The following is a 20,808-nucleotide window of genomic DNA, read 5'->3' as shown; positions in this document are numbered from 1 at the left end:
CCATTTGTAGGAGGCGTCTCCGACGCCGATGACACGCACCATCCCGTTTCGGAATGGATACCGTAATCGGCGTCGGAGACGCCTCCTACAATCGCTGGCGTGATCACCCCTCGCCGCTGAGTATTGGCCAGCGCCGCCACGAGCGCGAATCAACGTTGTGCGTGTCGATGTGAAAACTCGGCGCGAGGCGTTCGCGTTTCCATTGGCTCGCGCGCCACAGGCGCCAGAAACGGTCGGTCCACTTGGCGAGCTGCGCGGCGTCGTACTGTGGGAACGCCTCGCCGAGGCGGCGTAGGGTTTCATCGCGCGGGTCGAGGTGAGCGATCATCGAGCGCTCGATGGCGTCGAGCACCGGGTAGGGCATCAGGTCGGCCTCGTCGGTCTGATGCGTCGCCAGGGGCCGTAGCTCGGCGGTCGGTTGCTGGGCGTTGACGGCGTGCAACTCTGGCAAGGGACCAACGCCCTCGGGTCCTTCGGTCTCCATCCAGCGGAGCCACTCGCGGATGAACGCCTTATCGATGCCGGCGATCGGGGCGAGGCCGCCGGCCGTGTCGCCATCCATCGTTGCGTAGCCGACCGACGCCTCGCTGCGGTTGCCGGTGGTGATGAGCAGGGCGCTCTTCAAGTTGGCGAGCATCCACACGCCCGGCGCGCGGACACGGGCCTGGATGTTCTGCAGGGCGATGTCGTCCGTCTCCCAAGTCAGCTCGCGCCCTACGGCCGTTGCGGCGAGCTTGACGCAGTCATCGACGAGCGCGTCGATCGACCACTTGTGATGCTCGGCGCCGACGGCGTCCGCAACGGTCGCAGCGGCGCTCCGCGTCACGTCGGACGAGTTCTTCGTTGCTTGATAAACGGTCGTGAGCAGGCATCGCACCGCCGAACGGACCTCATTCGCACCGTCAAGAGTAGGCGTGTTGGGCAACCGTTGGGCGAGTCCCGCGAAGCCGACTTCGTCGACAACGCGCTTCACTATCAGCCACACCAGCGCGGCGCAGGCGGCCGAGTCGGCGCCGCCGCTGAGCGAAATCACGAAACCCTTGGCGCCGCTCTTCCGCAGATAGTCAAGGAGACCCAGCGGCACGGCGCGGCTGAACTCTTCGAACTTGGAGAGCCGCTCGCCTCTAAGCGTGGGCGTTTGCCTCTGAACCGATTCGTCACTGGCAATCGACCAGCCGGTCGCGATCCGACCCTCACCGGGGCGGGCTTCGACATCGCCGTCGACCAGGCTGACGACAAAGTCACGGCACGAGAAGGGCGCCGCGCCGGCGAGCAGTTCGGCCTCACCGTCGCCTGTCGCCCTCGCGAAGAACGGCCCGCCGTCGAAGATCGCGCGGCCCGACTCGTTGCCGAGCAGGTTCGTGTAAAGGAAGAGACCGTTGACGATTCGCGCGCCGTCGAGGGCATGGCCGTCGCGGATCGCTTGCTTTCCGAACGCGAAGTGGCTCGCCGAAGGGTTCAATAGCACCGAGACGCCGCGTTTGGCGTAGCGATGCGCCGGGCGTTCGGCGCCGACCCAAGCGTCGCGGCAGATTTCGACGCCGAGGCCGACGCCGTCAAATTCGAAGACGAGTTCGCCGACGGGGATTGTCTCGCCATCGACCTCGACCGTTGTTCGCCCCCCCGCGGGCCACGGGGTGAACCAACGGGCCTCGTAGTGCAGCCCGTCGTTCGCCAAGTGTTGCTTGAGCGACATCCCCAGAAGACGCCCATCGACAAGCATCGCCTCGGCGTTGTAGAGCTTGCCGGCAATCTCGAGTGGCAGGCCGACCGTGACGGCGACGCCACGTGTCTGCGGCTTCAACTCGATGAGCGATCGCAACGACCGCTCTCGCAGGTGCTTCGCAAAGTACAGGTCTTCACAGCCGTAGCCGTTGAGGCACAGCTCGGGCAGACAGACCAGCCGGGCGCCGGCGTCACGGGCGGCGTCGATCGCGGCGACCACGCGGCGCAGGTTCGCCTCCCAGTCGAGGGGCGTCTGATTGATAGCGACGGCGGCGAGGCGGATCAGTGGCATGGGTACGTTATTGTTTCGCGCATAGACGCGGAGACGCAGAGGATTCGATGGCTACTGACTTGGCGGCTTTGCGCCTTTGCGTGAGGCTTGACGAGATGTCTCACGCAAAGGCGCGAAGGCGCAAAGTGAACCGATGGCTCTGCGTCTCCGCGGCTCTGCACGAGATCTATTGGCTTTGTTTCAAGAGTTCTAAGCGGAGCAGGTTGAGGGCGTGTTTGGCGACGAGCGGGCGTTGGATGGACGGGTGGCCGACGAGTTGGATGTCTTTTTGAACAGCGCCTTGTGGTGTGATGACCTCGATCGGGACAACGCCGTCTCTTGCGTTACCGATTGCTAGATGGTGCGTGAAGGACGCTCTTGTCGTCGTCACGGCGTTGGCGGACCAGGAAGTGGAGGTGAGGATGTTGCGCCCCGCATCGGCGTCGATGAGCCAGTGCGCGAGGAGGCCGCCGGTCATGCCTTCGGTGACGGCGAGCATTGCGTCGCGACCCACCAGCAGGCGCATGACGACGGTCGACAACTCGATCTCGACATCGCCGCCTGGTTGCTCGGCATAGATGAGGTCGCCGAGTTTGGTACGGATCTCTTCAAGCGTGGGTTCCATCGCTGCGAGACACGCCGCTTCGTCAGCGCCGCTGGCGGTGACCCGGAGCGTGATCGTCGCTTGGCTCGCGGTGATGCCTACCAGCGGATAGCGGCCGCGGGCGATGAGATCGGGCAGCATCCCTTCGACGGCGCTCTCGCCGGCGCCGAAGCATTTGACGAGCCAATGGCAGGTGACGCGCGAGCGGGTCGTCTTAGCCGCGATCGCCGGGGCGACGGTCGCGGTCCACATGTCGACCATCTCGGCGGGCACGCCGGGGAGGGCGAACAGGCGACAGCGTCCAACGGTTTGATCGACGCCCGGCGCCGTGCCGCCGGGGTTGGGAATCGCGCGGGCGTGCTCGGGGAGCTGGGCTTGGCGGCGGTTCTGCGGCGGCATGGCGCGGCCGCGGGAGGTCCAGAGACGCTCGGTATGCTCGACCAACTCGGAGTGCTCCACTAGCGGCACGCCTGCCGCGGCGGCCATCGCGTCGCGGGTGAGGTCGTCCGCCGTGGGGCCGAGCCCGCCGGTGGAGACCACCACATCGGCCCGCCCGGCGGCGTTCTGGAAGACCTCAACGTTGGCCTGCAGGTCATCGGCAACGGTCGTATGGTACCGCACCACGAGGCCCAGGTCGGTGAGCCGCTGGGCGAGCCACTGGCTGTTGGTGTCGAGCCGCTGACCGGTCGTCAGCTCGTCACCGATGGCGATGACCTCGGCGACCAGCGGGGTTTCGTCGGCCTCTTCGGGCGGTGGGGCTTCGGTGGCCAATTTGCGGAACCTCTGGGTGGTGTGTGGGTTAGAATGTAGTGGTCCCTTCGTTCCGCAGCGACGCCCCCCGCCTAAACCGTCCGATGCTCGCCGATCGTCACAACGAATCGTTCGCCCGCCTGCTGATTGGCCTCGTCGCGGCCCTGATGCTAGCGGTCCCGGCCGTCGGTTACGGGCAGGAGGACTCGGGCGACCGTGAACGCCGCGGCCGCTGGGGACGTTCGGAGGACGGCGATCGCGAAGATCGCCGCGAGAGAGGCCGAGATTGGCGCCGTGGCCGTGACCGCCGTGAGGATCGCGACGACGAGGACGAGAGGGCGCCGACGGTTGTCGCGCCACCGCGAAGCCTCTCGCCGGCGAACGAGTCGATGGGGTTTGGCAAGCCGAAGGCGGCGACCGAAGGTCGGGGATTTGGGTCCTCGAAGCCCAATGAAGCCGCACGGCCAACAGCCGATTCGAGCGATCGAGATCGTCAATGGGCCGACGCGGCCATGAGGCGGTACGACACCAATCGCGACAGTGTTATCTCCGACGAAGAATTGGATCGGTCCAAGATCGCCAAGTACGACAAGAACAACGACGGGAAAGTCGACCTCAATGAGCTCGTCGATTTCAGCCGTGGGGCGCCCAAATCACCGACTGGCGCGCCCCTGACCATGAGGTCCTACCGCATCGCCACGCCCAGTGAAAAGCTGCCAGCGGAAGGCCTGCCGAGCTGGTTCAGCCAGCGTGACCGCGACGGCGACGGGCAGGTCGCCATGCACGAGTGGAGCCGTTCGTGGAACAGCTCGACCGTGCGTGACTTCACGTCGAAGGATGCGGATGGTGACGGGATCATCACCGCGACGGAAGCGTTGGAGTCGGGGCGCTAGGTCAAACCCCGTACCGCGCTGACCCCCACGTGAGTAATGTCTTAGCCGTGGGCGGTAGCCCTCGGTGGGCAGCGGGTACGCGGGTTCCCACCGAGGGCTACCGCCCACGGCTCAGACGTTAGTGGAGGGGCGAGTGGAGTGCGTTAGCGGCCACCTCGACCGCCGCCCGGCGGGCCACCACCGCCACGGCCTCCGCGGCCACCTCCTCCGCCGCCGCGCATGCGTTCGATCGTGCGTTGGAAGTCGCGGAATCGCTCGATGCGTTGCTGCATCTCGCGGCGTTGGCGATCGGCGTCGTCGTTGTTGTTGTTGCTCTCGCCGCGGCCCGACTCTCGACGGGATTGATCATTCTGGGCCGCCGGCGTTTCGCCGCTGACGACCGCTTTGTCGCCCAGCAGCGAGACGAGCGTCTCTTTGAGGGCCTCGCTCCCCGTGTTGCGGAGCGACACGACGCGCGTCGAGACCGGGCGCTCGACGCCGGCGCGGTCGAGTTGTTCGACGAGCGTCTTTACCTCTTCGAAGAGCGGCTCGCTCGAACGGACCACCAGCGAGTTGCTGCGCTCGTCGATGCCGATCGACATCTTCTCGGGCTCTTGGTCATTGGCGCCCTTCTCGCCGCCCTGCAGGGCGCGGAGCAGCTCTTGCGGGCTGGGTTGCCCGCCGCCGCCGGCGGACGAGCCGATACGGTCCTCGAAGACTTGCCTCACCACCGTCGCGACGTCGGAGACTTCGGTGTTGTAGAGCTTGATGAGCCGCGGCACGCCAACGGACTCGATGCGGTCCGGGCCACGCGGCTGGTCGATGACGCGGAGCAATCGATTGACGGTTTGCAGGTCCTGCGGCGTCGCATAGACGTACAGGGCGTTGAGGCGCACGTCGGGGACGATATCAACCGAGACGGAACTGAAGCCGACGCTGTCGGTCGCGCCGCCCCCCATGCCTAGCAGGTCGCCGACGAGGTCGCCGCCCGCTCCGCCACCCATCGCGGCGCCGGCGAGGTCGCCCATCAGGCTGCCGCCACCGCCGCCGCTGTCGCCGCCGAAGATGGTCGTGAGCAGCGCCGCGGCGGTCGTCGCTTCGGAAAACTTGAGGTAGTAGACCGCGTACTCCTTGCCGCCGGTGGTCTGCATGTCGAGCACCGAGGCGAGCAGGTCCTCGAGCGCGTCGAGCGCCTCGGCGTCGCGGCTGGCGATCACCGTCGAGCCGACGCCCGGCGAGATGTAGATCGGCTCGGCGCCGTCGGTCTCTTCGGCAACCTCTCCTGGCTGGGCCGCGAAGCGAAATGGCGAGCCCGTCGTCGGCGCCGAGGTCGTCCGGCTGTTTGGCTTGGTCGATCGGCGCGGCGGCTGCTCTTGCGAAGCGGGTTCGCCGTAGAGCATGTCGAGCGGGTCATCGCCCTGCTCGAGCTCGCGCTCGACTTCGGCGCCGGGGCGGAAGCTGGGGATGCCCTGCCCCGGGTTGGTGACCCGTAGCGGGTTTTCGCGGTACGTCGGCCAGAGGGTCTCGATCTGCTCGAGGGCTCGCTGCAACTCGGGGCCGGAGATCGGCAGCGTCCGCACCGGGCCGCGCGCGGTGGTTTCGGCGGACGTGTCCGACTCGTCGAGCTGGCTCACCAGTTCGCGGACCTGCCGCACCTGGTCGGCCGTGCCGCGCACCAACAGCGCGTCGGAGTAGCGGTCGGCCTCGATGACGGGGGCGTTGGGGTCGCGTGTCTTCGCGTCCCCAACGGTCGGGTTGAAGAGCCGATTCACGAGCGCCGCGGCGGTCGTCGGGTTCACCTTCTTGACGGGGATCACGTCGACACGTCGGCCATCGGTCTGGAGCTTCTCGAGCGTCTGCTGGATCGCCAGGTGCTCGGACGGCGTGGCCAGGGCGATCAGGCTGCCGGTCTGCTGATCGACCGCCAAACGTGCGGAACCGGTCCCTTCGAGCAGCGTCTGCAGGATCGCCAGGGCCGTCGCACCGTCGGCGCCGCCCAGCGGATAGGAACGCAGTTCGGCCTCGGCGTTCATTACGGGCGTCGCGGCGCGCTTCATGGCGTCGATGACCGCAATCATCGTGCGGATCCGCCCGGCGGCTTCGGTGATCTGCAGCATTTTGGCTTCGGGGAGCACGACCACCGCCCCCTGCGGACCCACTAGCCGCAGCAGCGAGTCGGCCGCCGTCGTGGCGTCGACATCGCCAAGCTCCACCAGCACCCGCACCAGCTCGTACTCGCCACGCTCGTCGAGCTGCTCGAGCGGCACGTCGGTGACGACGTTCGGCGGGATCACGTCTTGTTCGAGGTCGATCACCAGCAGCATGCGGTCTTTGCGGACGAGCGTGTAACCCTTGGTGAGCAACACGCCATTGAGCACGTCGAGCGCCTCGGCGGGCGTGTAGCGGCGGTCGTCGCGATAGGTAAGCGTCCCCGGAGGCGTCTGATCGACGATCAACGACAGGCCCGCTTGGTCGGCGAACCAACGGATGACGTCGGCCCAGGGTTGCTGCTTGAAGTTGAACGAGAGCTTGCCGTCGTTGGGGATCGTAGTGGCAACGGCTGGCGTTTCGCCGCTAAGCGGGCGAGCCGCGGATTCCTCCTCGGCAACTTCGTCCTGTTCGCTTTCCTCTGCGCTTTCCTCTTTGCTCGGATCGGACGATGGCGCCGTAATCACGGTGTCCCTTACCTCCGCGTCCTCCGCGGTGGATTCTTTCTCAACCGGCTCGAGAGCCGCGTCGTCCCGACCGCGGGCCACGTCGCGCAGCTTCGCTGTCTGCTCCGCCGTCAGAACCTCGAACGCCATCCGCTCGCTCTCCGCCCGAAAGTCGGCGAGCTGGGCGACCTGCTCGTCGCGCGGCAGGTTGGCGACCTTCATCGCCTGGGTCATCCCCTTCATCTCGCGCTCGTCGGCGAGCGCCTGGAGCTTGCCGAGTTGGTCGTCGGACAAGCCCAGGTCCTTGGCGACGGCGGGCTCAAGGGCCACCGCCAGCAGGCCGACGATCTCCGACTCGGCCCCCAGGGCAGGAACAGCAAAAACCGCGACCAGGAGGGCCGTGGCGAGGCGGGTCAGCAGTTGGCGGCGGAGGGGCATGTCGTCGGGCGTCAGGAATCCAAGCGGGGGACGATCCTTCATCCTAATCGCCCACCATCCTAGTCGTGGGGCAAAGCGGGGTCGCGTCCGCGCAGACGGCCCCCCTTGGGATAAAACCCCGCCACAGAGGGCGGGCGCCGCGGATTTGGGGGATTTTTTGGGGATGGATGGGGCGGAGTTGCGCGGTTGTAGGGAGCGGTTTGGCGGGGCGCTCCGGGAGCTGACGCTTCCCGGCTCGCACGGAGCTGGTTTGGGGTGGAGCACGTTTGGCCCGCCTGCGAGCCGGGAGCGTCAGCTCCCGGAGGAATCACCCGACCGCTTTCCACCCGCTACCGCTCACACTCCCAGCGACCCCGCCGCCGTTTCCGTTTACGATGCGTTCACCGGGGTCCCCGTTGGAGAGATAGCCATGCTTCGCAACCGAAACGCGCTGACGATCGTTGAGGGGTTAGTCGTCGTTGCCATCATCTTCTTGTTGATTATTTTCCTAAGCCCTTTCTATAGAGGCGGCGCCCGAGAAGCGGCTCGGCATAACCTGTGCCAGAACAATCTCAAGCAGATCAGCTTGGCTCTGCGCAACTACCACGACGTACATGGCCATTTCCCGCCCGCTTATACGGTCGATAGCGAAGGCAAACGACTGCACAGTTGGCGGACGCTCATTCTTCCCTACATGGAAGAAACACAACTAGCTGAGTCGATCGATCTCACCAAACCTTGGGACGACCCGGCGAATGCGAAGGCAAGAGACACGTCAATTTCTTGCTACGATTGTCTCGCGTCAGACACAGAACCCGGATTCACGACGTATCTAGCTTTAGTTGGCGATAACCGGGCGTTTGCGGGTGAGAAGCCGCGTTCGCTTGACGATTTCGACGACGGCGCAGCGAAAACAATTCTCATTATCGAAGTCGATCAGAAGCGCGCCGTCCACTGGATGTCGCCTTACGATTTTGAAGAGGCCGATGGACTGCCGTTCGGCAAGGAGACCAAGGGCGCTCATCCCAACGTCAATCTAGCGACGTTTGCAGACGGCCACGCGTCCTCAATTCACCGCGATGTTGATCCCGAGGTGCTGCGCGGGATGCTGAAGATTGCCGGCGGGGATAAATCCGAAGAAGACTGATTCGCCACAGCTCCAGCGCTGCGAGCGGCGCGAGCCAGCTGATCCACACGGCGTACGGATACGTCCCTTCGACGCCGGCGACTTGGGCGGCGCCGCCAATCATTCGGATCACGATCGCCGAGCAGAGCAGCACGTAGCTGCGCTGCATCCAGCGGCGGTGCTTGGCAAACTTGCGTTGGACGGCCGACCGCCAACCGAGAGCCGTCGCCACCGCGGTCATGACGGCGAGCAGCGCCAATCCAGCGCCCGCGACGGGGCCCGTTGCGGCATAGAATGCCATCCACAGGCCGCTCGGCGCAACGACGAAGAGCACGAGCAGGCCTTGCAACTTCCCCAGTTGGCGGTGCCACAGGGGCCAGCGCTGACGGATGCCCTCGCTGAGCAGCACGAGGCCGAGCCCGAGCGTCAGCGGACCGGCGATGATGTGGGCGTAGAAGGCCGCGTGGTAACCGTTGAAGAAGTAGCCCTCACGCCCCAACAAGAAATCCGAACGGAAGTCGGGCGGGAAGTACGACGGCCAGTTCGCCAGCGTCGCGGCGATCGTCTTGCCAACCACGAGAACGATAAGCACCCGCAGGGTGAGGAGCAGGCGGCGGCGGAGGGCTGAGGGGTTGATGGGCTCCGTCATCTCGCTCGTCAGCATACACGCAAGGTTACCGGGTTCACTGCCCTGCCCGCCGAGTCACCTTAGCCGCTAGAACCCCGCCCCCAGGCCGGAAATCCCCGCCGCCGCCCTCCCCCACCGCTTGCCTCTCGGCCCGGCGCCTGTTACCGTCGGAGGTAATTCGGGATTTGTGGCCGCTTGCAGCCGTGTGACTGCTAAAGAGCCATCGCAAGACCGCCTGTCGCCTTTCATGGCCACAGGTGGCGGCGATCTTTAGTTTTTCACGCATTGCATCCGCCCGGCTCCTGATGGCCGTTGGCGGTTTTTTTGTGCGCTCTCCACGACCGTGGAGAGGCCGCGGCGGCCGGATCGCTTGTAGGACGACGCGACAATGGCCTCGCTCGACGCTGTGATGGATTCCAAGGATCGCTCGAAAGCAGAACCTGCCGCTAAGCCGCAAGCGGCTGGAGTTGGTACGGGGACGCTCGCCGTTCATGCGGGCGAGGCTCGGCAGAAGGGGGGAGACGCGGTCACCGACGCCATCTACTGCACCTCGACCTACACGTTCACCGACACGCAGTCGGTCATCGACTTCATCGAGCAAGGCCACGCCCGCGAAGAGTACGGCCGCTACGGCAATCCGGGCGAGAAGGTCGTCGAGAAGAAGCTCGCCGCGCTCGAGGGCGCCGAGAGCGCGGTGTTGTTCTCCAGCGGCATGGCGGCGCTGGTGGGCGTGCTGATGGCGAAGCTCGGCCAGGGGGACAATGTCGTCTTCACCGACGAGTGTTACCACCGCAGCCGGCAGTTCTGCCGCGAACACCTGTCGCGGTTCGGCGTCGAGACCATCACCGTCAAGACAGGCGATTACGACGCGGTCCAAGCGGCGATCACGCCGTCGACGCGGATGCTCATCAGCGAGTCGCCCACCAATCCGCACCAGAGCTGCATCGATCTCGAGAAGTTCGCCGAGATCGGCCGCAAGAATGGCGTCGAGACGCTGATCGACGCGACGCTCGCCACGCCGTACAACCTGCGGCCGATCGAAGCGGGCGTCGATTACGTGCTGCACAGCTGCACGAAGTATCTGGGCGGGCACAACGACCTGTTAGCGGGTTCGGTCGCGGGCTCGGAAGACCAACTCGCCCAAGTGCGCGAGCTGCGCGGCATCATGGGCGCCATCAACCAGCCGCACGCAATGTACCTGCTGCAGCGTGGCCTGAAGACGTTCGAGCTGCGGATGCAGCGGCACAACGAGAACGGCCTCGCCGTAGCGCGGTTCCTCGAAGAACACCCGCGCGTCGAGAAGGTCTACTACCCGGGCCTAGAATCGCACCGCGACCACGCCCAGGCGAAGAAGTACATGCGCGGCTTTGGCGGCCTCGTGACGTTCCTCGTGAAGGACGCCGACTGGCGGGCGACGGCCGACGTGGTCGACCGCTCAAAGCTTTGCCGCATCGCCCCCAGCCTCGGCGGCGTCGAGTCGCTGATCGAGCAGCCGCTGGTGATGAGCTACTACCAACGGACGCCCGAAGAACGCAAAGCATTCGGCATCCCCGACAACATGATCCGCCTGGCGTGCGGCATCGAGGACTCGGCGGACTTGATCGCGGATTTGGAGCAAGCTCTGCGGGCTTGAGAGGCTAGAGGCTAGAGGCTAGAGGCTAGAATAAACGTGGGCGACTAAAGCCCCCCTCCCTAGAAGGGAGGGGGATAAAGACGGCTCGCTCCGCTCGCTCATCGAACATCTTCCTGCCCACTGCCGTCTGCAATTGCTTCTCCTCCCATGTCCACTCTCGGCGTCGGCACCGACATCGTTGAAGTGCTGCGAATCGCTCGGATGATCGAGCGGCATGGGGAGCTGTTTATCTGCCGCGTCTATACCGAGCACGAGATCGAGTACTGCGCGAGCCGCAAGGCGGCGACGCAGCACTACGCGGGGCGGTGGGCGGCGAAAGAAGCCGTGCTAAAAGCCTTGGGAACGGGCTGGGTGCGGGGCATCTCGTGGCGTGACGTCGAGGTCCGAAACAGCGCCGCGGGCGTCCCGCAAGTACGGCTGTACGGGGGCGCCCGCGACGTGCTGGAGCGTTCGGGGATCGAACGCATCCATGTCTCGATCAGCCACTGCCGAGCGTACGCGACGGCGTATGCTGTCGCGGAGGGATGAGGGGCTAGGAAAGAATGACGAAGCACGAATGACGAACCTGTCGGAGGGGTCTAGCTCCATCCGACAGGTTCGTCATTCGTCATTCGTCATTCCCTAGCCCCTCCCTAATTGAACGCCACATTCTCGTGGTCCAGCGTCATCTCCGCGACGACATCGACGCCGGAGAAGAACTTCGGAAGCGTCCAACTGTTTTCGTTGTACGGCGCCGCGACGTGGACGGTGACGGCCTGCGTGGATGTATTGATCACCGGTGGCGTCACGGTGATCGTCGCGCCGACGACGCCCGCCATCGCCAAACGCTCGGTGACGGACTGGTTGACGTCGGCCGCGGTGGCGCCGGGGACAATGCCGACGCGGGCGCCGGCGTAGACGGCCTGGTCGAGCGAGTGCCGCACAATATGGAAGCGGGCGACCTCGATCATTGTCAGGAAAAAGAAGAAGACGATCGAAGCGCAGAACGCGAACTCGACCGCCACCACGCCGCGCCGCAAGAGCGAGGCGTGGCGGCGGCGAGTCCGTGTCGCGGGGAGCTTAAGGGGGAACATCTTGGCGCCTGACGGGTACTGGCACGGGGCGGTTATGGGGGCTGGCGACTATTGGATTAGGACCGCGGGGAGTTCTTCGGCGATCTGTTCGAAAGCCTCTTCGAGTTCGGCGCCCGAGTTGGCGTGGTAGTGATTGCCGCCGGTGATAGCGGCGATCTGTTGCATGACGTTCTGATCGGCGCCGTCGCCGAACGACACCGCATGCACCGTGATGCGTTGCCCAGCCGCGAGCTGCGCGCGTCCGATCGGGTCGGCGCCCTCAGTGCGGCGGCCGTCGCTGAGCAGGACGATCGTGCGGTTGGCGGTCATGCGGCTAAAGGCCGGATCGGTGATGACCGAGACCCCGCGGTCGATGCCGGCGCCGATATTCGTATCGCCGATGATCGGATTCAGGCTGATCGCCCGCGCGGCGTCGACGAAGCGATAGGTATCTGGGCTCATGGTCTGGTCGGTCGTCACGGTCGCCGAATGGAATAGCCCGAACGTGTAATTGCTCGAGTAAGAGACCAGCCCGATCCGGGCGTTCAGGTCCCGGCGATCGACGACCTGCCGAAAGACTTCCAGCGCGTCGATGAGCTTCGCCCAGCGGCTGCCGGTTGGGTGCGGCGGGCGGAAGTAGTTCTGGACGGTCGAGTCGTCTTGGTACTCATCCGGGTAGCTGAAATCGACGCCCGTCAGGTCCCAGGCCATCGAACCCGAGCGGTCCACCACGACACAGACGTCGTGGTCGTAGCGTCCTGCGACGGCGTCCTTCTCGAGATTGAAGGAGTCCTCGGGTAAGAGGTGAGCGAAGAGCACCGGCACCGCGGCCGTCGCCGAATTGCCGCCGCACTGGCCGACGACGCGGGCGCAATTGAGCGGCAACTGGCCGGCGACGAAGTCGTAACCGCCGGAGCCGTCGGGCACGCCGTTGCCGAACTCGATGTCGCCGTCGGAGAGAGTGAGCTGCTGGCCGCCGATACGGTACTGAGCGGCGATGGCGCGGGCGGCGTCGCGGGCGTCGTCTTGTTGCTGCGTCTGGCTAAGCGCGACGACGGCGGCCTTGGCGGCGGCGTCCGTGGCGCTGCGGAGCTGGGTGTTGGTGAGCTCGATGTACGACCAGTTGATCACCAGCACGCCCAGCGACACCAGCGCCGACGACATCACGGCGATCAGCACCAGGGTGGCGCCACGACGATCCTTGGACGCGACACGGGCCGCGGGCGCGCGTCGGGCAGAGTGACAGAAGAGGTTCATAGCGAAAGCCTTCGGCGACGCGTGAGAGACGGCGGCAACGGGGCGCCGGCGGTCGTCATTCACGGATGACGACCACCGACTCGACGATGTCGGGGATGTTGAAAAGGACAAGGTGGGTGCTGTTGTTCGACGACACGGGGGCGGTGACGTCGATGCGGATCGATTCTCCAACCGCCACTCCGTTAAGGTCCGCCGGCGTCATCGTGAAGTTGGCGCCCTGCAACCGACGCGCGGTCGCGATCTGGTTGAAGCGGTTCAGCGTCGACTCGGTCGTCCCGTCGGGGCGGGCCGCGACGCGACCCGCCTCGTACGCCGCCACGGCAAGCGATTGCTTAGTGAAAAGCAGCTGGCAGGTCTCGAGCGTACCGAAGGTGATGATCGTCAGCACGGGCAGCGAGATGGCCAGCTCGGCGACTTCGATCCCCCAGCGGCGCGAGTCGCGGGAGCGGTTCGAACGGCGTCGGAAGCGTGGTCGCGTCATGGCTGGTTCCTCCCGGGGAACGGATGGACACGACAACTAACGAGGCAAGAGGCCTTGCGGGCCGGGGCCGAGGTCGGGGCTGAGATCCACCACGCAGACGACGTCGTTGTAGTCGAGATCGCCGCCGTTCAAGAGGTCCTCAAAGCCGAGCAACACATAGCGGTCGCCCAACAGCCACGCCGCGAGGTGCTGAATCCCATCGGGGTTGAGGTGATCCTTGTTCGTGAAGACGTGGCGGCCTCCGTTGACGGCGTCGCGGACGATGAAGAACTCGAACTGCGTGCCGGCCTGGAAGTCACCGAGCTCAACCCAGTCGCCATTCTGAAGGATGACCGGACCGCCGATGTTGCCGTTAGAAACATCCGGAAAGATGATGTGGCGGGAGCCGGGCGAGGTCGAACCCGCCAGTGAAGTCGAGTACCCGAGCGTATTGCGGTAGCCCGCGCCTTCATTGATGAAGTAAACACGGACCGGACGGTCCGAGTCGCGCAGCAGGTAGAGGGCGTCCTCGTCGAGCCGGGTGACGCCGACGGCGAGGAATTGCACGCCTTCCTTCAGGTTCGCTTCGACCAGCGCGTTGGCGCCGGGGAGGATTTCTTGGTTGAACTCGCACGCTCGCTGATCGCTTCCGCTCTCTTGAACCAGCCCGGCGATGTTCATGCCGAAGACGCGGAAGCTGGATTGGACGTCCTTCTGGTCGGCGTCCCCTTCGCAGACGCAGCCGGTGCAGTCGCCGCCCCCGCCGCCCCAGTCGGCCTCGACCGTCGTCGGGCCTACAAGCCAACACAGTGTGAGAGACGCCGCAGCCGCGGCGCGCAGCGATCTTGGGGCGGACATTTCGCCGACTCCTGAAGGAGAGAGGTGGCAGGGCGCTCCCCAGCAAACCCAACCAGAACCGAGAAGAATGCGAGACTAGGCGGACGGAAGCGACCCGGTCTGGTCCTTCGCGTCATTGAAAGGCTAGGTCACGCCTTGAGGGCGCGCCGGAAAATTTTCCGAGAAGCGAGAATTCCACAAGAGGTGGGGGGAGGGACGAGGGGCTCGGGACGAGGGAAAAACAAGTCGATGCGAAGCGTCGCCAATCTCTCGTCCCTAGCCCCTAGCCCCTCAGCCCCTCCATTCTCACACGTGATTCAACTTATTCAGCCCGTTGTACGCCGCCACTTTGTAGCACTCGGCGAGCGTCGGGAAGTTGAACACGTTGTCGATGAAGAACTCGGCCGTCCCGCCGAGAGCCATCACCGCCTGGCCGATATGGACCAACTCGGTGGCCTCGGCGCCGATGATGTGGACGCCGAGGATGTGGTGCGTCTCTTGGTGGATGAGCATCTTCATCATGCCCAACTCGTCGCCGAGCAGCTTCGCGCGGGCGATCTCGCGGTAGTGGGCGATCCCCGTCTCGTAAGGGATCCCCTCGTCGGTGAGCTGCTCTTCGGTCTTGCCGACCATCGAGATCTCCGGCACGGCGTAGATGCCGTAGGGGAACAGCTCGGTGTTGTAGTTCCGCACGTCGCAGACGCCCAGCGCGTGGCAGATGGCGCGGCGGCCCTGCTCCATGCTGGTCGACGCTAAAGCCGGGAAGCCGATCACGTCGCCCGCGGCGTAAACGTGCGGCACGTTGGTCTGATAGCTCTCGTTGACGTTCAGGCGTTCGCGGTCGTCGAACTCGATGCCCACCGCGTCGAGCCCGAGCTCGCCGCAGACGCCCTGCCGACCGACCGAGTAGAGCAGCACCTCGGCGCGGAGCTTCTTGCCCGATTCGAGCTTCGCCTCGACCAAGCGATCGGGCCGGCGGTCGCGGCCGCCGAACGAGTTGCCAACCTCGGCGTTCTCGGCGTCGACTTCGTTAATCGACTCGACCTTCTCGCCCAGCCGCAGCGTGATGCCCTTCTGACGCATGAAGTACTGGAAGGCGCCGGCGATCTCTTGATCGAGAAAGCCCAGCACCTGGTGCCGGCCTTCGACGAGCGTCACCCGCACGCCGAGCGTCGCCATGATGCAGGCGTACTCGCTGCCAATGACGCCGCCGCCGACGACGATCATCGTCCGCGGGATGTGGTCGAGGTGCAGCAACTCGTCGCTAGTGACGATGGTCTGCTCATTGAAAGGGATGTGCTCCGGTCGAGCCGGGCGCGTGCCGACCGACACGAGAAACTTGTCGGCGGTGTAATGCTCGGGGCCGTCCTTGCCGGCGACGACTATCTCGTTGGGGCCGACGAACTTCGCCTTACCCCAGATGAGGTCGACGTGGTTGCGCTCGAACTGGCTGCCGATCAGCTCCCACTCGTGGCGGATGATCTGCTGCGAGAATCCGACAAGGTCGGCGATCGTCACGTCCTTCTTCGGGCGGTACGACGAGCCGAGCATGTTCCGCTTGTCGGCGCCGGTGAGCGTGATCACCGCCTCACGGAGGGCTTTGCTGGGGATCGTCCCCGTGTTGACCTGGGCCCCGCCGACAACGGGATTCTTCTCGATCACCGCGACGGTGCGGCCGAGCTTGGCGGCCTGGATGGCGCCCTTCTGGCCCGCGGGGCCGGTGCCGATACAGATGACGTCGTAGTGCTTCATGGCGGCGGGGCGGGGAGGCGGGGCCGATCGGGGGATGCTCAGCCTACCACTATCCCGGCCCGCTGAGAACGCGGGTCGCCGCCTCCCGCCCGCTCGGCGGGTACAATCAGCGAGGCGTTGGCAGGTCGCGTCCCCCGCAGCAAGGACAACTCATGTCTCCATACTCCAGAATCCTCTTCGTCGTCGCCAGCAGCGTGGCGTTAGCAACCGCCATGGCGCCCGCACGCGCGCAAGAAGCCGAACCAGTGGAACTCAACGAGGCCGAGAACGCCTTCGCCAAAGCGATGGCCGGCGCGACGCTCGTCGGCAGCTTCACGCTCGGAGAAGCGAACCCGGACGAACCGCCGCAGCTGCACGTCGAACGCTACGAGCTTGGCGACGTCCACAAGCTCCCCAACGGCCAGTGGCAGATGCAGACCCGCATCCGCTACGGCGACAAAGACCTCAAGCTGCCCCTCATGGTCCCGGTCGAGTGGGTCGGCGCCAACGGCCCGCACCCGACACCCGTTGTGGTGATCGACAACCTCTTCTTTCCCGGCGCAGGAACCTACTCGGCAAGGGTGCTCTTCCACGAAGGCCACTACGCCGGCCACTGGTCCAGCAAAGAGCACGGCGGCGTGCTGTTCGGCAAGATCCTCAAGGCGAAAGAGAAACCATGAGCATCCAGTAACGCCACGAACGACGACGCATCGAGAACAAAGGCGAGCCGGGAGCGTGAGCGACCGGAGTGAAGCGGGGACGCAGGGCGGACTCCGGTCGCTGCCGAGCATTTTGCAGGTCTTTATCGAAGGCTTTGGCGATCAAGAGGTTATGCCAATCGGTAGGCAAAGAACCGGGGGCTAAGGCCCCGCGGCTAATAAGCGCTAGCCCATAAGATCAGCCGGCACGCCTTAGCATCCGGTTCTTCCACTTACGACGATGGATGCAAAATGCTCGCAAGCGACCGGAGAAAAGCGGGGAACCGGGTCCAACTCCGGTCGCTCACGCTCCCGGCTCGCCTTTGCGAGATTCCTCTGCTTAGAAAGTAGAACTCGCATTTTGCTCACTGGCGTTACATTGTGAGCCGTCAGGTCCGCCAACCCCACGGGTCGCCGCCATGCGTCAGTTCGCTCTCGTCCTCTGTCTTTGCGTCTCGCTGCTCAGCGCCGCGATTGCTGATGACGTTCTGCGGGTCGCGATCTACGACCGTACCGGTGAGTCCAAGGGCCCGACGACGCTGGCGAAGCTCCTCACGCAGGAGAAGGGATTTGAAGTGACGCGCGTCAGCGGCGAAGCGATCCGCGACGGCGCCATCCGCGACGCCGACGTCGTGATCTTCCCCGGCGGCTCGGGCAGCAGTCAGGCGAAGCACCTCGAAGAAGTCGGCGGCGAAGAGGTGCGGCGGTTCGTGCGCGAAGGGGGCGGCTACGTCGGCATCTGCGCGGGCTCGTATTTGGCGTCGGCCGAATACCCCTGGTCGCTGCGGCTGATCAACACCCGCGTCATCGACCGCAAGCACTGGGCCCGCGGCACGGGCGCCGTGACGCTGTCGCTCTCGACCGAGGGCCGCAAGGTCCTCAACGAGCCGTCCGAGCGCGTCGAGGTCTACTACGGCCAGGGCCCGTTGCTCGCGCCGGCGATCGACCCCGAGCTGCCGCCCTACACCCCGCTGGCGGTGTACGAAACGGAGATCGCCAAGAAAGACGCCCCGTCCGGCGTCATGGCGGGCACCACGGCGATCGCCGCGGCGCCGTTCGGCAAAGGCCGCGTCCTCTGCATCAGCCCGCACCCCGAGAAGACGGGCGGGCCGAACCACATGATCGAAGCCGCGGTGCGGTGGGTGGCGGCTAAAGATTGAACCGACCGCGCTAGAGTCGGGCGGCATTACGAGCGATCCACCAACACGATTGACGGCGAGCCGGCGACGTTAGTCGTCGGTGCGCGCCGGGTACCCGCTTCCCACCGACGACTAACGTCGCCGGCTCGCCGTCATTCGCGGGGGCGCGAGTCTGTGGCGCGTCACGTCGCCTGCAGCTGCTCGACCTGCTTCTTCAACTCCTTCTGCTCGTCACGCAACTTGTCGAGTTGCTCGCGCAGGTCCTCGACCGCTTCGGGCGGATCGCTCGGCGCGGCGTTGAGGCGCTGGAGCGCTTTCTTGGCGGTGGTCGCTTCTTTGCCCGAGGTGGCGGCGAGGTCGCCCAGCAGCGGCTTCGCGCGCTTGTCGCCGAGTTCGCCCAGCCCTTCGATCGCGCCGAGTCGCACCGCGATCACGGGGTCCTGGAGCAGCTCCGCAAGGAACTCGCGTACGATCGTCTTGTCCTCAAGTTCACGCCCCACTCGACCGACGCCAACCAGCACCTCGCCGTAGCGACGCCCCGGCAACTCAAATCGACGGTCGCGGAGCGCCTTCACGAGCGACTCCGCCAGCGCCGGGTCGCGCCGCTTGCCGAGCGCCCGCGCCGCGGCAATGGCGAGTTGGTTCTGGAAGGATTCGCTATCGAGCGCCTTGGCGATCGCCTCGCCGGCCGCCGCTTCGGGGTACTTGGCGAGGCCGCTGAGCGCCGCGGCGACGATGTCGGGGTTCTTCTCGTTCGCCACAACGGCATTCAATACTTCGTACGCCTTCGTATCGAAGAACTTGCCGATGTCCTCGACCACTTGCAGCCGGATGCGCGCGTCGGACTGCTCGCGACCGGCGAGCAACGCGTCGAGCGCGTCGTCGGTCCCCTGCTCTCCCAGGGCTTTGCTCGCCGCGATCCGGACGCCGTAGAACTTGTCCTCGCCCAGCGCCGCGGCGAGCGCCTTGGTCGCCGCCTTGCTGTCCTTCTCGCCGAGGGCCTCGGCGGCGAGAAGCCGGCCGATCATGTCGTCGGCGAGCTGGAGCTGCTTCTCGAGCATCTCTTCCGACTTCTCGTGCTTCACCTCCGCCAGCACGGTGAACTGCGGGTCGAAGCGGACGACGTCGGGCTGTGCGTCGAGCTTAAAGTAAAAGTCTTGCTCGGTCTTGGTGATCTCGACCTCGTGATCGACGACTTCGTCGCCGACGTGGGCGCGGAGCATTACAGGGAACGTGAACAGCATCGTCTTCCCCTCGATCGGCTCGCCTTGCTTAACCGTGACGCGGAGGAGCTTCTCCTCGGGCTTCCAATCGTGCGACACCTCGAGCTTCGGCGCGCCGCCGTGGTAGACCCACTGGTCGAAGAACGCGTCGAGCGGCTGGCCCGACACCTCTTCGAGCGCCTGCCGCAGGTCGTCCGTCACGACGCTCGACAACGCGTGGCGCTCGAGGTACTTCTTGATCGCTTCGCGATACAGGTCCTCGCCCAGCCGGCTGCGGAGCATGTGCAGCACCCAGCTCCCCTTGGGGTACGCGCGGTAGTCGAACTGGTCGAACGCCTCGGCGTAGTTGCGGTAGACGATCGGCTTCGTGTCGCCGTTCTTGATGATCGCCGGCAGCACCGAACCGGTCGCGTCACGCCACAGACCATAGAGCAGCGCGTCGCGGCCGTCCTTGTGGCCGGCGTAGAGGTGCGTGTAGTAGGTGGCGAAGCCCTCGTTGAGCCAGATGTGGCTCCAATCTTTACAAGTGACGTAGTCGCCGAACCACTGGTGGGCGAACTCGTGGGCGTCGAGCCCCTGCGAAGAGCGGACGTTCTCGGTGGCGTCGGAGTAGACCGTCTCGTGCGTGAGGGTGGTGAGCGTGGTGTTTTCCATGCCGCCCCAGTTGTAGTCCAGGATAGTGACCTGGTCGTACTTGTCCCACGGGTACGGGACGCCGATCTCCTCCTGGAAGAACTCGAGGATCGCGGCCGTGTCCTGGAACGAGTTCGGCGCCTCGTCGATGAAGCTCGGCTGCGTGTAGAAGCCCAACCGCACGCCCGACGCTTCCTTCTCGAGCTTCGCGAAGTGCCCCGCGCACAAGCAGACGAGGTAATTCACGTGCGGCTTCCCTTGGCGCCAGTGGACGGCCTTGAGGCCGGTCGCTTCATCAACGGTCTCGTCGATGAGCTTCCCGTTCGAGAGCGCCGTCATCTCTTCCGGCACACGGCAGATGACCTCGGTTGTCGAACGCTCGTTCGGGTAATCGAAGCAGGGGAACCAGTGCGGCGCTTCGTGCGTTTCGCCCTGCGTCCAGATATGATCCTCACCCTTGGGGTAGCCCATGTCCTCGGTGCGGAAGTAGAGCCCCTTCTTCGGTTCGGCCGTGTAAGTGATGGCGACCTTCACCGTCTCGCCGACGGGGATCGGCTCTTCGAAGAGCAGCTTGAGGTGTTCGCCCGTCGAAGAGTGCTCGGCGAGCTTGCGGCTGGCGTCGATCTTCTCGACGCGCAGGCCCACGGCGTTGAGCGTCACCAGCCGCGCTGGCTTAGCGATCGGGGCGAACTCGAGCGTCGTCGTGGCGTGGATCGTCTTCGCCGCGAAGTCGGGCGTCACGTCGATCTCGATGTGCTTCACATCGACCACACGGTCCGGCGCGTAGTGCGGGCCATGCTTGGCGGCCTCCGCCGCGGCGTCGGCCTGGCAGTAACGACAGACATGCTCGGCGAAACCGTACGACGCCGCCAACACCAAAGCGACAACTAGAGCGCAGCGAGTTACGACCGATCGCATCGATGGGGCCTCGTCAGTGATGAAAGCGTGCCTGTGGTTGGACTGGAAAGTGTAGTCCACGGTCGCCAACGTTTCAGCCCGCAGAATCGGTGCGAACAGTGCTTGGTAGGGTCCGCTGTGCGGACCGTAGCGATCGTTCTAACCTGCCGATCGATTGCCCTTCAAAGACCAGCCAAACCC

At 65.3% G+C, this 20,808-nt stretch carries 16 protein-coding genes; 6 read left to right on the top strand and 10 right to left on the bottom strand.

The window, feature by feature from the left end:
- Nucleotides 1-103 precede the first annotated feature (103 nt).
- Nucleotides 104-2,017: an NAD(+) synthase gene (gene nadE / locus Spa11_RS07500; RefSeq protein ID WP_145110166.1), complete on the bottom strand. Its 1,914-nt coding sequence runs from the start codon at nt 2,015-2,017 to the stop codon at nt 104-106.
- 166 nt (nt 2,018-2,183) lie between these two features.
- A complete protein-coding gene (locus Spa11_RS07495) occupies nt 2,184-3,371 on the bottom strand; it encodes a competence/damage-inducible protein A (protein WP_197529813.1) in 1,188 nt (395 codons plus the stop codon).
- An 83-nt stretch (nt 3,372-3,454) separates the two neighbouring features.
- Here Spa11_RS07495 and Spa11_RS07490 point away from each other — a divergent pair, with 83 nt between their 5' ends.
- On the top strand, nt 3,455-4,243 hold the full coding sequence (locus tag Spa11_RS07490) for an EF-hand domain-containing protein (RefSeq protein ID WP_145110161.1): 789 nt from the start codon (nt 3,455-3,457) through the stop codon (nt 4,241-4,243).
- A gap of 143 nt (nt 4,244-4,386) precedes the next feature.
- Here Spa11_RS07490 and Spa11_RS07485 read toward each other — a convergent pair whose 3' ends face one another.
- The gene (locus Spa11_RS07485; protein WP_145110158.1) at nt 4,387-7,356 is read right to left on the bottom strand and encodes a secretin N-terminal domain-containing protein; all 2,970 of its coding nucleotides are present in this window, start codon (nt 7,354-7,356) and stop codon (nt 4,387-4,389) included.
- Nucleotides 7,357-7,723: 367 nt separating this feature from the next.
- Here Spa11_RS07485 and Spa11_RS22850 point away from each other — a divergent pair, with 367 nt between their 5' ends.
- Nucleotides 7,724-8,440, top strand: coding sequence for a DUF1559 family PulG-like putative transporter (locus Spa11_RS22850; RefSeq protein ID WP_197529812.1), 717 nt, complete (start codon nt 7,724-7,726; stop codon nt 8,438-8,440).
- Here Spa11_RS22850 and Spa11_RS07475 read toward each other — a convergent pair.
- Entirely contained in the window at nt 8,325-9,068 is a 744-nt protein-coding gene (locus Spa11_RS07475; protein ID WP_145110155.1) for a DUF2306 domain-containing protein, read from the bottom strand. The two genes, Spa11_RS22850 and Spa11_RS07475, sit on opposite strands and share 116 nt — an antisense overlap.
- A 367-nt stretch (nt 9,069-9,435) precedes the next feature.
- On the opposite strand from Spa11_RS07475, the gene Spa11_RS07470 reads away from it, so the two are divergent.
- Both Spa11_RS07470 and acpS read left to right on the top strand, forming a co-directional pair.
- Nucleotides 9,436-10,680, top strand: coding sequence for a trans-sulfuration enzyme family protein (locus Spa11_RS07470; RefSeq protein ID WP_197529811.1), 1,245 nt, complete (start codon nt 9,436-9,438; stop codon nt 10,678-10,680).
- A gap of 147 nt (nt 10,681-10,827) precedes the next feature.
- Nucleotides 10,828-11,208 (top strand): holo-ACP synthase, encoded by a 381-nt coding sequence (gene acpS / locus Spa11_RS07465; RefSeq protein WP_145110152.1) that lies wholly within the window; start codon nt 10,828-10,830, stop codon nt 11,206-11,208.
- Nucleotides 11,209-11,312: 104 nt separating this feature from the next.
- On the opposite strand, the gene Spa11_RS07460 is transcribed toward acpS, so the two are convergent.
- From Spa11_RS07460 to sthA, 5 genes are all read right to left on the bottom strand, one after another.
- The gene (locus tag Spa11_RS07460; protein ID WP_145110149.1) at nt 11,313-11,753 is read right to left on the bottom strand and encodes a TadE/TadG family type IV pilus assembly protein; all 441 of its coding nucleotides are present in this window, start codon (nt 11,751-11,753) and stop codon (nt 11,313-11,315) included.
- Between the two features lie 48 nt (nt 11,754-11,801).
- The gene (locus Spa11_RS07455) at nt 11,802-12,989 is read right to left on the bottom strand and encodes a vWA domain-containing protein (RefSeq protein WP_145110146.1); all 1,188 of its coding nucleotides are present in this window, start codon (nt 12,987-12,989) and stop codon (nt 11,802-11,804) included.
- A gap of 55 nt (nt 12,990-13,044) precedes the next feature.
- Complete coding sequence (locus Spa11_RS07450; protein ID WP_145110144.1) at nt 13,045-13,470, bottom strand: TadE family protein; 426 nt, start codon at nt 13,468-13,470, stop codon at nt 13,045-13,047.
- A gap of 36 nt (nt 13,471-13,506) precedes the next feature.
- The gene (locus Spa11_RS07445) at nt 13,507-14,307 is read right to left on the bottom strand and encodes a DUF4114 domain-containing protein (protein ID WP_145110141.1); all 801 of its coding nucleotides are present in this window, start codon (nt 14,305-14,307) and stop codon (nt 13,507-13,509) included.
- Between the two features lie 285 nt (nt 14,308-14,592).
- Nucleotides 14,593-16,038 (bottom strand): Si-specific NAD(P)(+) transhydrogenase, encoded by a 1,446-nt coding sequence (gene sthA / locus Spa11_RS07440; protein WP_145110138.1) that lies wholly within the window; start codon nt 16,036-16,038, stop codon nt 14,593-14,595.
- Nucleotides 16,039-16,190: 152 nt separating this feature from the next.
- On the opposite strand from sthA, the gene Spa11_RS07435 reads away from it, so the two are divergent.
- Nucleotides 16,191-16,697 (top strand): hypothetical protein, encoded by a 507-nt coding sequence (locus tag Spa11_RS07435; RefSeq protein WP_145110135.1) that lies wholly within the window; start codon nt 16,191-16,193, stop codon nt 16,695-16,697.
- A gap of 437 nt (nt 16,698-17,134) precedes the next feature.
- Nucleotides 17,135-17,875: a BPL-N domain-containing protein gene (locus Spa11_RS07430; RefSeq protein ID WP_145110132.1), complete on the top strand. Its 741-nt coding sequence runs from the start codon at nt 17,135-17,137 to the stop codon at nt 17,873-17,875.
- 161 nt (nt 17,876-18,036) lie between these two features.
- Here the strand turns inward: Spa11_RS07430 and Spa11_RS07425 are convergent, their stop codons facing one another.
- Nucleotides 18,037-20,628 carry a M1 family aminopeptidase gene (locus tag Spa11_RS07425; protein WP_145110129.1) on the bottom strand — a complete coding sequence of 864 codons (2,592 nt, stop codon included), beginning with the start codon at nt 20,626-20,628 and terminating at the stop codon, nt 18,037-18,039.
- Nucleotides 20,629-20,808 lie beyond the last annotated feature (180 nt).

Source organism: Botrimarina mediterranea, from assembly GCF_007753265.1.
GTDB lineage: Bacteria > Planctomycetota > Planctomycetia > Pirellulales > Lacipirellulaceae > Botrimarina > Botrimarina mediterranea.
Note: the sequence above shows the minus strand (reverse complement) of the source record. Positions and strands in the feature narration are given on the sequence as shown.

Coding starts and splice junctions, on each gene's coding strand:
- nadE (WP_145110166.1), bottom strand. CDS start 2,017: ATGCCACTGATCCGCCTCGCCGCCGTCGCTATCAATCAGACGCCCCTC.
- Spa11_RS07490 (WP_145110161.1), top strand. CDS start 3,455: ATGCTCGCCGATCGTCACAACGAATCGTTCGCCCGCCTGCTGATTGGC.
- Spa11_RS07485 (WP_145110158.1), bottom strand. CDS start 7,356: ATGAAGGATCGTCCCCCGCTTGGATTCCTGACGCCCGACGACATGCCC.
- Spa11_RS22850 (WP_197529812.1), top strand. CDS start 7,724: ATGCTTCGCAACCGAAACGCGCTGACGATCGTTGAGGGGTTAGTCGTC.
- Spa11_RS07475 (WP_145110155.1), bottom strand. CDS start 9,068: ATGACGGAGCCCATCAACCCCTCAGCCCTCCGCCGCCGCCTGCTCCTC.
- Spa11_RS07470 (WP_197529811.1), top strand. CDS start 9,436: ATGGCCTCGCTCGACGCTGTGATGGATTCCAAGGATCGCTCGAAAGCA.
- acpS (WP_145110152.1), top strand. CDS start 10,828: ATGTCCACTCTCGGCGTCGGCACCGACATCGTTGAAGTGCTGCGAATC.
- Spa11_RS07460 (WP_145110149.1), bottom strand. CDS start 11,753: ATGTTCCCCCTTAAGCTCCCCGCGACACGGACTCGCCGCCGCCACGCC.
- Spa11_RS07455 (WP_145110146.1), bottom strand. CDS start 12,989: ATGAACCTCTTCTGTCACTCTGCCCGACGCGCGCCCGCGGCCCGTGTC.
- Spa11_RS07450 (WP_145110144.1), bottom strand. CDS start 13,470: ATGACGCGACCACGCTTCCGACGCCGTTCGAACCGCTCCCGCGACTCG.
- Spa11_RS07445 (WP_145110141.1), bottom strand. CDS start 14,307: ATGTCCGCCCCAAGATCGCTGCGCGCCGCGGCTGCGGCGTCTCTCACA.
- sthA (WP_145110138.1), bottom strand. CDS start 16,038: ATGAAGCACTACGACGTCATCTGTATCGGCACCGGCCCCGCGGGCCAG.
- Spa11_RS07435 (WP_145110135.1), top strand. CDS start 16,191: ATGTCTCCATACTCCAGAATCCTCTTCGTCGTCGCCAGCAGCGTGGCG.
- Spa11_RS07430 (WP_145110132.1), top strand. CDS start 17,135: ATGCGTCAGTTCGCTCTCGTCCTCTGTCTTTGCGTCTCGCTGCTCAGC.
- Spa11_RS07425 (WP_145110129.1), bottom strand. CDS start 20,628: ATGCGATCGGTCGTAACTCGCTGCGCTCTAGTTGTCGCTTTGGTGTTG.